We start from the raw sequence: 10900 nt of genomic DNA, 5'->3' as shown, positions 1-10900 counted from the left end.
GTTCGGGCGGCTCGACATCATCATCGCCAACGCCGGAATCGTGCGCCTCGGCCGGGAGACCGATGACTTCATGGCCGAATGGCACGACGTCATCGACACCAATCTGACGGGGGTGTACCAGACCGTGCGGGCGGCGCTGCCTGCGATGCGAGCCGGCGGCCGGGGTGGATCGATCGTGCTCACCAGTTCGACCGCAGGCCTGAAAGCGTCCGCATCGTTGAACGCCGGCGGCAACGCCTACGCGGCAGCGAAGCGTGGGCTGGTGGCGCTCATGCAGAACTTCGCCAATGCGCTTGCGCCGGAATCGATCCGGGTGAACACAATCCATCCGACCGGCGTGGCCAGTGGGATGACACAGAACCCGGCGATGGATGCGCTCATGGCGTTCGCGGCGGCGGGTGGGCAAAACGCGATCTCCGGCATGCAAAACGCGTTGCCCATCGAAATGCTGCAGCCCGAAGACGTTGCCAACGCCGTGGCGTTCCTGGTCTCCGAGGAAGCCAAGTTCATCACCGGGATCGCCTGGCCGCTGGATGCCGGCTTCACCGTCCGCTGATGGCCCGCGAGCGAATAGGGATCCTATGACCACCTCGACGATCGTCTCCGTTCCACCGGACCGACTCCCGGCAGGCCTTCTCATTGGAGGCGATTGGGTCGAGCACTCGTCGGGTGGCCAACACGAGCACATCTATCCGGCCAGCGGTCGAACCAATGCGGTCGTCGCGCTGGCCGGTGAGGCAGAGATCGACCGAGCGGTGCGGGGAGCGCATGCCGCCCAGCGCGAATGGGTGGCGCTGACCCCCGAGCGCCGCCGGGATCTCCTGATCGACTTGGCCGACGCACTGCACGAACACACCGCAGAACTCGGGCGACTGAACGTCCACGACTTCGGCGTTCCGTCGTTGATGACCGAGGGGCACGTCGGGCTTGCGGAAAGCTTCATCCGCTTCTACGCCGGATACGTCGATAAGGCACACGGATCGAGCACGCCGATATCGAAGAGCTTCGACATCAATCTCATCGAGCGCGAACCGTACGGTGTCGTAGGCGTTATCGCGCCGTGGAACGGCGCGCTGGTCGTGATCGGTCTGAACGTGGCGGCGGCTCTCGCAGCGGGCAATGCTGTGATCCTCAAGCCGTCCGAGCTGGCACCTTTCACGTCCCTACGATTCGGTGAAATCTGTTTGGAAGCAGGCCTTCCCGCCGGATTGGTCAACGTCCTCCCTGCGGGCCCCGCAGGTGGTGAGGCGCTAGTGCGCCATCCCGGTGTCGGGAAGATTCACTTCACCGGCGGCGGGCACACGGCGCGCAAGGTCCTCGCGGCGGCCGCAGCCAACCTCACGCCGGTGGCCACCGAACTCGGTGGGAAATCCGCCAACCTCGTGTTCGCCGATGCGGACCTCGACCGCGCCGCACGCCTGTCCGCATTTCAGGGGCCGCTGGGGCAGGCCGGGCAAAGTTGTGCCTGCGGCAGCCGGATTCTGGTGCAGGACAGCGCGTATGACGCCTTCCTGGAGAAGCTGGTGGGGATCGTCGAGTCCGTCACGATCGGCGACCCGTTCGATCCGCACGTTGTTGTTGGTCCGGTGATCAGCGCCGCCGCTGCGGACCGCATCGTGGGCGTCATCGACCGTGCCGTGTCGGACGGCTCAGGTGAACTTGTCACCGGTGGAACGCGAATAGGCGGCGCATTGGCTGATGGCTACTTTCTGCAGCCCACCGTGTTCGCGAACGTCGACAACCGATCGCAGCTCGCAGCAGAGGAGACTTTCGGCCCCGTCGTGTCGGTGATCCGATTCCACGACGAGGCCGAGGCAATCGAGATCGCCAACGACACCACCTACGGGCTCAATGCCTATGTCCAAACCAATGACCTGACTCGCGCCCATAGTGTGGCCCGACAGCTTCAAGCAGGCTCGATCTGGATCAATCGAAACAGTGACATCCAGCCGCAGGGGCCTTACGGGGGATACAAGCAGAGCGGGTCTGGACGAGCCGGTGGCGAACAAGGGCTCCACGAATTCCAGCAGGTCAAGAACATCCGTATCGGCATGTCCTGAACTGGAGAAACCTGCCGGTCCCGTCAACGACCGTCGAATATCGAGCCGAGGAAACCTTATGAAATCTGTTGACGGCGCTACCGCGGTCATCACCGGCGCGGCTAGTGGCATGGGCCGGGCGAGCGCACTCTCGCTTGCCCGTCGCGGCGCGCGAATTGTCATCGCGGATATCAACGCCGACGATGCCGAGAAGGTTGCCGCAGAGATCAAGCTCGCCGGTGGGTATGCCGCAGCGATCGCCTGCGACGTGGCAGCAGACTCCGCCTTCGACGATCTTGCGGCCTTTGCGCGGGATACGTTCAGCCGAGTCGACATCGTGATGAACAACGTCGGCGTGCTGACCAGTGGGCGTCCCGATCATCTGCCTGTCAGCGAATGGGAGCGGATCATCGACATCAACCTGATGTCGGTGGTGCGCAGTAACGCCACGTTTCTGCCGCTGCTGATCGACCAGGGCCACGGCCACATCGTGAACACCGCGTCCTTTGCCGGGCTGTACACCTACTCGTACGACCGGCTTCCGTACGCCGCAACCAAGGCCGCGATCATCCAGATTTCCGAAGGCCTGCGGCTGTACCTGCGCAGCCAGGGGATCGGCGTCAGCGTCCTCTGCCCAGGCCCCGTCGCCACCAACATCCTCTCGACCCTGCCGCCGACGTTCGGCCCGGCTGTCGAAACGGGCTATCCCGGGCCGCAATTCGAGGTGCTCGACCCTGCCGTGGTCGGCGAACAGGTTGCCGACGCCATCCTGAGCGACACCTTCATGGTCTACACGCATCCCATCGTGCGCGACGTCCTCGTGGACCGGGCGGCGGACTGGAATGGCTTCCTGGACAAGCAACCCGCCACAATTGCGGAGATGCAAGCCGGCCAACAGCCGGCGTGAAAAGTGCGGCCCGCCTGACCGGCGGGCCGCACTGCCGCGTGCCGAGCGGCTACTTGAGCATGCTTCCGGCGTCGACGGTCATGGGAAGACCTGTGATGTAACGGGATTCGTCGGAGGCGAGGAATAGCACGGCATTGCTGATGTCCACCGGCTCGACCCAGCCGATCGGCAGGACGTGCATGAACTGCGCGGCGACCTTCAGATCCTCGGGGCCCGGGTTCTCCAGATCGGGGCGGAACAGCTTCATCGTGCCCTCATTCATGAACAGCGGGGTGTTCACGTTCGTCGGGTGCACCGAGTTCACCCGGATGGAGTGCTGCCCCAACTCCACGGCAAAGGTGCGCATCAGACCGGTCACGCCGTGCTTCGCGGCGATGTAGTGCCCGGTGTTCGGGTACGGCTTGAGACCGCCCACCGAACTGGTCAGGACGATGGATCCGCCTTCGCCCTGCGAAATAAGGTTCGGTACAGCGGCTTTGACGCTCTTCCACACGCCGGTGAGGTTGACATCGATCATGTCGGTCCAGTCCTCCTCGCTCGTGTGATCGAGGGTCTGGCCGCCATTGCCGATGCCGGCATTTGCGCAGATGATGTCCAGCCGGCCCAACTGCTCGACACCGCTGTCGACGGCAGCCTTCACCGCGTCGTAGTCGCGCACGTCGACCTCGGCGGTCACGATGCGCCGGTCCAGCTGCTTCACCAGGTCCGCCGTCTCGGCGAGGTCATCCCTGGTCGCAGGCTCAATCTGGGGGTTCTTGGTCGCCGGGCCGCAGATGTCGACCGCGATGATGTCCGCGCCTTCCTGTGCGAGCCGCACCGCATGGCTGCGCCCCTGGCCGCGCGCCGCGCCGGTAATGAATGCGACCTTGCCCGCTACCCGTCCCGTCATGGAGTCCACCTCACTGTTCGATTCTTTGTCGCCGCCGCAGAAGGCGGTCCGGCGCTCGACTTCGGAATTTTGTCGATCGATCAGAATCGACGATGACACGGAAGCGGAGCGCTGTCAACGAATCGGTACCGCGGGCACGCCGGATTGCCGGGCACCGGCCGGGGGAGGTTCGGGCGAGGGCACGCGCCGCGCGACTACCCGCGAACGGCTTCGGAAGGCTTTGTCAGCAGGTCGATCTGCCGGTCGATGAAGGTGCGCAGTTCCTCGTGCCCATGGGTCACACCCACCGCCCCTTCGTTGCCGACACTGCGCGCGATCTGCGCGACGATCATCGAGATGACCACCGGAGGATAGTCGTCCAGGTCGGTCCCGCTGGCGCGCAGCGCAAGGGTTACCGCCGCCGTTTCGATATCACGCACGCGCTCGGAGTAGGTCTTCAGTTCGGCGCCAACAGCCTTGCGGTGGTTCGCCAAAGCCATGAACTCGGTGCTCAGGACGGTTTGCCGGGGATCGGAGTTGATGCGCCACAGTGCACGCAGCGGATCGTCGTCCAGCAACACTCCACGCAATTGCTCCAGGGCCACCTCGCCGCCCGCGCGCAGGACCTCCACGAAGAGGTCGTCCATGGTCGGGAAGTAGTAGTAGACGAGGGCTTGCTTGACGCCCGCCTTCGCGGCTACCCGTCGTGACGTGGCTGCGGCATACCCCTCGTCGTGCATGATCTGCGCCGTTGCCTCGATGAGGCGCTGCTTGGCGCCGCCGTCGTCGGCTTTCGGTTTCCGGCCAGGTGCCTTCAACGACCCAGTCTCGGATTTGCTTGACCGTCCGTCGCGGCCCGTGGTAGGCATACGGCAGTCTAGCATTTTGTCGATCGATCAGTTTTGGTCACGATGTGGACTGATGACAGCGAGGAGGTGCTGCGGGCATGCAGCCGAAGACCACGAAGCACACGACCCGACAGCTCCGGGTCGATCCACACCTGTGCGAGGCGCACGCGCTGTGTACCGAACTGGCGCCCGACATCTTCGATCTCGGAGACGACATCGCGACGTGCGAACCCGATGTAGACCAAACGCACTGGGACAGTGTGGAAGCCGCCATCTCGGCATGTCCCCGCCAAGCCATCGGCTGGGTATCGGATTGACCCGACGTTCCTGTCTCACCGCACCGCACTAGCCCGGAAGGCTGCACATCATGACCGACCTCGGCGACGCCGACTACTTCACCAACGCCGAAATCGCGCAGGATCCGTATGCGTATTGGGAGCATCTGCGCGAACAAGGGCCCATCGTGCGTGAACCGCACTACGGCGTGGTGGCGGTGACGGGCTACCAGGAAGTCCACGCGGCGTTCAAGGATTTCGAGTCGTTCTCCGCGGTCAACGCCATCGGTGGCCCATTCCCGCCGCTGCCGTTCACCCCCGAAGGTGATGACATCAGCGAGCAGATCGAGGCACACCGCCACGAGTTCCCGATTTTCGAGCACATGGTGGTCATGGATCCGCCCGACCACGGGAAGGCTCGATCCCTGCTGCAACGACTGCTGACGCCGAAGCGCCTGCAGGAGAACGAGGACTACATCTGGCACCTGGCGGACCGGCAGTTCGACGAATTCATCTCGAACGGCCGCTGCGAATTCCTCGGCGAGTACGCCAAGCCGTTCGCCACCCTGGCCATCGCCGATCTGCTCGGTGTCCCCGAGCAGGATCGCCCCGAGGTCGCGCGCAACCTCGGCGCCGGGAACGTCCCTGGTTCGGCTGTTGGGGCCCTGGACCACGAGCCGGTGGGCAGCAACCCGCTTCAGTACCTCGACGACCTGTTCAGTGGCTATATCGCCGATCGTCGCGAGAACCCGCGCGAGGACGTGTTGACCGGCCTGGCCACGGCCACCTATCCGGACGGGTCAATCCCGCCGGTGATCGAGGTGGTGCGGCCGGCGACATTCCTGTTCGCCGCAGGACAGGAGACTGTGACCAAGCTGCTCAGCTCGGCGCTGCAGGTACTCGGCGATCAGCCCGAACTGCAGGACAGGTTGCGTGCCGACCGGAATCTCATCGGCTTGTTCATGGAAGAGGCACTCCGCATGGAGAGTCCCACCAAGGTGGACTTTCGGCTGGCGCGTAGGACCACCACCCTCGGCGGCGTGGAGATCAAGGCCGGCACGGTGCTCATGCTGTGCCTTGGTGCGGCAAACAGGGACCCGCGAAAGTTCGATAATCCCAACGAGTTCCGCATGGACCGCAAGAATGTGCGTGAGCACATCACCTTCGGCCGCGGTATCCACACTTGCGCCGGTGCTCCGCTGGCCCGCGTCGAAGGCCGCGTCACCCTCAACCGATTGCTGGACCGGATGCGCGACATCCGGATCAGCGAGGACAAGCACGGCGCACCGGGCAATCGCGCGTACTCCTATGAGCCGACCTTCCTGCTGCGCGGTCTCACCGAGCTGCACGTCGAGTTCACGGAGGCCTGAGCGCTCAGACCTCGTCGGTGCCCAACCGCCGCGGCGCGGCAGTGCGCCGGATCGCCGGTGCCACCGGCCTGCCGGTGAGCAGGCCGGTCACCGAGCCGGCGTCGATTGCCTTGGCGTACACCAGCATTGCCGCCCGCGCCGCATCGATCGTTGCATCGATGTCGGCGTCGGTATGCGCGGCCGAGTCGACGAAGGACTGGCCGAGCACGCCGTTGTTCAGCATCTCCTGCAGGAACAGCGTCCGGAATGGCTGGGAGCCAACACCTTCGGCATCGGCCGTGGTGAAGATCAGGCACGATGGGCGGCCGAGTACGCGCACGTAATCGGTGAGCCCGGCCTCGGCGGAGGCGGCGTTCACACCCTGGGCGAGTCGGCGCCCGGCCGTCTCCATCCGGCCGATCGGATCCTCGGTCGCGTACGCGTGCACGACCGCTCGGAACGCGGCCAGCGATGCCGTCTCGGGGCCATGTGTGGTGGAGAGCAGGAACACCCGGTCCCGATCGGTGTTCAGTCCGCCGAGTTCCATGAGTTCGCGCTTGCCCGCGAGTGCCGAGATCGGGAAACCGTTTCCCATCGCCTTGCCCCAGCAGGACAGGTCCGGCGTGACACCGTAGACGGACTGTGCACCGTGCTCGGACCATCTGAAACCGGTGATCATCTCGTCGAAGATCAGCACTGCGCCGTGGCGGTCGCATAACTCGCGCACACCCTCCAGGAAGCCCGGAGCCGGCTCGACGAGCGCGGTCGCGGCCTCCAGGATCACCGCCGCGACAGCGTGTGTGCTCAGCACGGCTGCTACCGATTCGAGGTCGTTGTAGGAGAAGCGCACGGTATCCGCGGCGATCACACCGGGAATCCCGGCGCACATGTCGGTGCCGCCGATGAACCAGTCATCGACCGAGAAGAACGGGTGATTGCACGCCGCGACGGTGGTCCGGCCGGTCGCGGCGCGGGCCAGCTTGATCGCTGCGGTGGTGACATCCGAGCCGTTCTTGGCGAACTTCACCATGTCCGCGCCGGGCACGAGGCTTAGGAAGTCCTCGGCGGCAAGCACTTCGAGCACGCTCGGGCGGGAGAAGTTCATGCCGTTCGCCATCGCGGCCGCCGCGGCGTCGAGCACCGGCCGGTAGGCGTGCCCGAGGGTGACCGAGCGCAGGCCCATGCCGTACTCGATGAACTCGTTGCCGTCCGCGTCCCAGACCCGCGCGCCGGCGCCGCGCACAAGGATCGGCGTCATGTTCTCGGGGTACTGATCGGAACCGCGGGCATAGGTGTGCGCACCGCCGGGCACCAACTCGTGCAGTCGCGCCTGTAGGCGATTCGACTCGAAGAAGTTCATGCTCGCACCACCCATCTGCCGTCAAGTTGCGGCATTGCGCGAGATACCTCGGGCAACAGGTCCGGCAGCGTGAGCAGCACCAGATCCGGTGCTGCCGAAATCAGTTCATCGGGATCGATGATCGGCACGTCGGTGCCGGGCATTCGCCGCCCCTGCTTGGCGGGGGAGGCGTCAGCGACCGCGGTGACCAGGTTGCGATCCACGCCGGCGAGACTGAACAGTGCGACCGCGCGCGAAGCCGCGCTGTAGCCGTACACCCGTCGTCCGTCGTCGGTTTCCTTGTGCAACCATTCGCGCAGGTCGTGCACCTGGCTGTCGAGGGACTTCTGCAGCCCCGCAACGATCCCGGCGTCGGTGATTCCGAGCGCCGCCTCGGCAGCAAGGATGTCGGCCGCTTGCGCGGACGGCGTCACCTGACCGTGCACCGCGGCAACGAGCACAGTGCCGCCGTACAGGTCGAATTCCCATGCCGTCGCCACGCTCATCCCGGCATCTGCCAGCAGTCCGGTAAGTGCGTGCAGCGAGTAATACGCGAAGTGTCCGTGCCTCAGGGCATTCCACTGCCCGTGGGTGACGATCGCGGCCAGCGAGTGGAACTGCAGCAAGAGGACGCCGTCAGGTGCCGTTGCGGCGGCCCTGGCGGCGAAAGCTGCGCGTTGGTCGGGTTCGTGCATGATGCCGAAGCTGTCCAGCACGACAGCCGCCGGAGTTCCGTCCTGGGACTCGGCATACCCCCGCTCGCGGAGCAGCGGTAACCACGTCCCGCCATGCGGACTGCCGAATTCGGTGACGCTGTCACCGCGCAGGCAGCCGACGGCAGCGACGCGGGACACCGCGTCGACGGCCTGATCGCGCAGTGCCTGCGGTTCGACGCCGCGCGGTTCCTGGGTGACCGTGTCGTCATCGATGAGCTGGGCAAGTGCGCATTCCGCGCACAGGGCCATCGCGAGCGGGTGGGCAGACTCGGTGGGACCCACGGGTTCGTTCGCGGGCGGAAAATAGTCCGCCGCCGGGACGCGGCCGAGGTCGAGCACCGTACGCAGCGCGGTGGCGCCGCATCCCCTGCATATCCTCATGACCCCTCGCATCCGCTCGCCGGGTGCGGCACGATGACATCGTGCGTATCGAAAAGGCCGATCTTGCCGATGTGCTCGTGTTCGTTCCGGAGCCGTTCCACGATGATCGCGGGTTCTTCACCCGCACGCTGGACGCCGAGATCTTCGATGCCGCGGTAGCCCCCTCGGTGACCGCCGCTTCGTTCATTCAGGACTCGCAGTCGCGGTCGGTGCAGGGCACGATCCGCGGTATGCACGGGCGCGGGGGCCGCGGCGAGGCGAAGCTCGTGCGATGCGCCAACGGTGCCGTGCTCGACGTGCTCGTCGATATCCGTCCGAATTCCGCCACGTTCGGAAAGCAGCAGGCATTTCGTCTCGACGACACCGACTTTCGGCACCTGTACGTGCCGCCCGGCTTTCTGCACGGCTTCCAGGCGCTGACGCCCACCGCGGACGTCTGCTACCGGATCGACCGTCCGCACGATCCGGCCGAGGACATCGGCGTCGCCTACAACGATCCGGATTTGGCGATCGAATGGCCGCTCGCGGTCACGGTGATCTCCCCGCGCGACGCGAGCGCCGGCAGTTGGAAGGATCTGGCCGCGAGGCTCTGACACGGGCGCATCACCCCACGCTGCTATCGATGCGGCGCATCGATTCGTCCAAAATCCCCGCGCGCTGCAGTGATTCGAGGTGCGGCAGTCGCGTGAACCGCTTGAAGAACGCATCGCTGGTCAGTCCGGCCGAGGTGTACTCCTTGAACAGTTCGGCGGCGCCGTCGGGGATGGACCAGGCAGCCTCGTAACCGAGTGCCTCGCGAATCGCGGAGAAATCCACTCGGTACGAGCGCGGGTCGGGTCCGCTTTCGCCGGTGATGAGCAACGTCGAGTTCGGCACGACGTCCACGACCGCCTCGGCGATCTCGGCGACAGTGAGGTTGTTCTGCTCGGTGCCGACATTGTATGCGGCGCAATGGATCTTGTGCGTCGGCGCGCGGAGGCATATAAGGAAGGCGCGCGCGATATCGCGGGCATGCACAAGCGGGCGCCACGGCGTGCCGTCGGAAAGCACCCGGACGTCGCCGGTGAGCACGGCGTGCCCGACGAGGTTGTTCAGCACGATGTCCGCACGCAGCCGGGGGGAGAACCCGAACGCGGTCGCGTTGCGCAGGAACGCGGGGGAGAAGCCGTCATCGGCGATCGCGGCCACATCGTCCTCGACCCGAACCTTGCTCTCCGCGTACGGCGTCAACGGCTTCAGTGGTGCGCTCTCGGTGACGAGTTCGTCGCCGGCCGACCCATACACCGAGCAGGTCGACGCGTAAAGGAAGCGTCGGACACCGGCCTGCTTGGCGAGCTTCGCGAGCCGCACCGAGGCGTGGTGGTTGATGTCGTAGGTGATCTGGGGGGCGAGCGCACCGAGCGGGTCGTTTGACAGTGCGGCCAGGTGGATCACCGCGTCGAAGCCGACCAACTGGGCCACGGTGACATCGCGTAGATCAATCTGCAGGCTCGGCGGGTCCTTCGGTGCTGGGCCGAGTACGCAGTCGGCGAAGAAGCCGGAGTCGAGGCCGACCACATCGTGACCGGCCTCCTGCAGGATCGGCACCATGACGGTACCGAGGTAGCCCTGGTGCCCTGTGACCAGAACGCGCATCCCATGCCCTTTCGATGAAGACCGTCTTTCAGACGACACTGCCTTCCGAGTGAAACTGACGGTCGTTCACTGCGATCCGAAGTTGAGGACCATCTTTTCCGCGATGAACGCCTCTGCGTGCTGGCTGCGGCACTGCACGCCGCGCAGCCGGGACAGGCCGAGGAAGGATTGCTCGTCGAACCAGTCGTGCGCCACCTGCGATCGGTAGTGCTTGTGCAGCAACCGGGCCTTCTCCTCGGCAATATTCGTCGTGAGCGGATGAAACACGTTGGGCCGTGGCGTATCCGATTCCCATTTGAGGATCTCGTAGCCGAGCGTCAGGTGATCGCGAAATTCGGTGGGCAACAGTTCCGCGAGCAGCCGATGGTCCTGATGCGCGTCTTCGCGTTGCGGACCGAAGACGAGCTGTGGCTCGCACGTCTGCCGAAACGCGAAGAGCGCGTCTTTGATTCGATCCCAGTGCCCAGGTCCTCGGCCGTCCGGTATGTCGAGCACAGTGAGCTGGAGATCGGCGCCCGGACAGAACGCCGCGAGCGCTTCACG

12 protein-coding genes are annotated in these 10900 nt (G+C 65.3%); 6 read left to right on the top strand and 6 right to left on the bottom strand.

Annotation, left to right across the window (positions count from 1 at the left end; genetic code table 11):
• The 3 genes from A8G08_RS02710 to A8G08_RS02700 all read left to right on the top strand — a co-directional run.
• A partial coding sequence (locus tag A8G08_RS02710; RefSeq protein WP_068269757.1) for an SDR family oxidoreductase occupies positions 1 to 556 on the top strand: 556 nt, incomplete at its 5' end.
• A 25-nt stretch (positions 557 to 581) separates the two neighbouring features.
• Entirely contained in the window at positions 582 to 2060 is a 1479-nt protein-coding gene (locus A8G08_RS02705; protein ID WP_068269754.1) for an aldehyde dehydrogenase family protein, read from the top strand.
• Positions 2061 to 2118: 58 nt separating this feature from the next.
• Complete coding sequence (locus A8G08_RS02700; protein WP_068269751.1) at positions 2119 to 2946, top strand: SDR family oxidoreductase; 828 nt, start codon at positions 2119 to 2121, stop codon at positions 2944 to 2946.
• Positions 2947 to 2995: 49 nt separating this feature from the next.
• Here the strand turns inward: A8G08_RS02700 and A8G08_RS02695 are convergent, their stop codons facing one another.
• Positions 2996 to 3835 (bottom strand): mycofactocin-coupled SDR family oxidoreductase, encoded by an 840-nt coding sequence (locus A8G08_RS02695; RefSeq protein WP_068269769.1) that lies wholly within the window; start codon positions 3833 to 3835, stop codon positions 2996 to 2998.
• Between the two features lie 194 nt (positions 3836 to 4029).
• Complete coding sequence (locus A8G08_RS02690; RefSeq protein ID WP_187344420.1) at positions 4030 to 4683, bottom strand: TetR/AcrR family transcriptional regulator; 654 nt, start codon at positions 4681 to 4683, stop codon at positions 4030 to 4032.
• A 77-nt stretch (positions 4684 to 4760) separates the two neighbouring features.
• On the opposite strand from A8G08_RS02690, the gene A8G08_RS02685 reads away from it, so the two are divergent.
• On the top strand, positions 4761 to 4979 hold the full coding sequence (locus tag A8G08_RS02685; protein ID WP_068269747.1) for a ferredoxin: 219 nt from the start codon (positions 4761 to 4763) through the stop codon (positions 4977 to 4979).
• A 50-nt stretch (positions 4980 to 5029) separates the two neighbouring features.
• Positions 5030 to 6307 carry a cytochrome P450 gene (locus A8G08_RS02680; RefSeq protein ID WP_068269744.1) on the top strand — a complete coding sequence of 426 codons (1278 nt, stop codon included), beginning with the start codon at positions 5030 to 5032 and terminating at the stop codon, positions 6305 to 6307.
• Positions 6308 to 6311: 4 nt separating this feature from the next.
• Here the strand turns inward: A8G08_RS02680 and A8G08_RS02675 are convergent, their stop codons facing one another.
• Together A8G08_RS02675 and A8G08_RS02670 are read right to left on the bottom strand one after the other, a co-directional pair.
• A complete protein-coding gene (locus A8G08_RS02675; protein WP_068269763.1) occupies positions 6312 to 7646 on the bottom strand; it encodes a glutamate-1-semialdehyde 2,1-aminomutase in 1335 nt (444 codons plus the stop codon).
• A complete protein-coding gene (locus A8G08_RS02670) occupies positions 7643 to 8722 on the bottom strand; it encodes a class I SAM-dependent methyltransferase (RefSeq protein ID WP_068269743.1) in 1080 nt (359 codons plus the stop codon). The genes A8G08_RS02675 and A8G08_RS02670 overlap by 4 nt, the downstream gene beginning before the upstream one ends.
• 41 nt (positions 8723 to 8763) lie before the next feature.
• Between A8G08_RS02670 and rfbC the strand changes: the two genes are divergently transcribed.
• Positions 8764 to 9315 carry a dTDP-4-dehydrorhamnose 3,5-epimerase gene (gene rfbC / locus A8G08_RS02665; protein ID WP_068269760.1) on the top strand — a complete coding sequence of 184 codons (552 nt, stop codon included), beginning with the start codon at positions 8764 to 8766 and terminating at the stop codon, positions 9313 to 9315.
• A 10-nt stretch (positions 9316 to 9325) separates the two neighbouring features.
• Here the strand turns inward: rfbC and A8G08_RS02660 are convergent, their stop codons facing one another.
• Positions 9326 to 10357, bottom strand: a complete 1032-nt coding sequence (locus A8G08_RS02660) for an NAD-dependent epimerase/dehydratase family protein (protein ID WP_068269742.1) — start codon at positions 10355 to 10357, stop codon at positions 9326 to 9328.
• A gap of 66 nt (positions 10358 to 10423) precedes the next feature.
• Positions 10424 to 10900: PIG-L deacetylase family protein (locus tag A8G08_RS27350; protein WP_068269739.1), on the bottom strand; the 477-nt coding region annotated here is incomplete at its 5' end.

Origin of the sequence: Aldersonia kunmingensis, assembly GCF_001646865.1 — a bacterium.
GTDB lineage: Bacteria > Actinomycetota > Actinomycetes > Mycobacteriales > Mycobacteriaceae > Aldersonia > Aldersonia kunmingensis.
Note: the sequence above shows the minus strand (reverse complement) of the source record. Positions and strands in the feature narration are given on the sequence as shown.

Excerpts from the sequence above, each read along its gene's own strand:
- A8G08_RS02705 (WP_068269754.1), top strand. The coding sequence starts at position 582 with ATGACCACCTCGACGATCGTCTCCGTTCCACCGGACCGACTCCCGGCA.
- A8G08_RS02700 (WP_068269751.1), top strand. The coding sequence starts at position 2,119 with ATGAAATCTGTTGACGGCGCTACCGCGGTCATCACCGGCGCGGCTAGT.
- A8G08_RS02695 (WP_068269769.1), bottom strand. The coding sequence starts at position 3,835 with ATGACGGGACGGGTAGCGGGCAAGGTCGCATTCATTACCGGCGCGGCG.
- A8G08_RS02690 (WP_187344420.1), bottom strand. The coding sequence starts at position 4,683 with ATGCCTACCACGGGCCGCGACGGACGGTCAAGCAAATCCGAGACTGGG.
- A8G08_RS02685 (WP_068269747.1), top strand. The coding sequence starts at position 4,761 with ATGCAGCCGAAGACCACGAAGCACACGACCCGACAGCTCCGGGTCGAT.
- A8G08_RS02680 (WP_068269744.1), top strand. The coding sequence starts at position 5,030 with ATGACCGACCTCGGCGACGCCGACTACTTCACCAACGCCGAAATCGCG.
- A8G08_RS02675 (WP_068269763.1), bottom strand. The coding sequence starts at position 7,646 with ATGAACTTCTTCGAGTCGAATCGCCTACAGGCGCGACTGCACGAGTTG.
- A8G08_RS02670 (WP_068269743.1), bottom strand. The coding sequence starts at position 8,722 with ATGAGGATATGCAGGGGATGCGGCGCCACCGCGCTGCGTACGGTGCTC.
- A8G08_RS02660 (WP_068269742.1), bottom strand. The coding sequence starts at position 10,357 with ATGCGCGTTCTGGTCACAGGGCACCAGGGCTACCTCGGTACCGTCATG.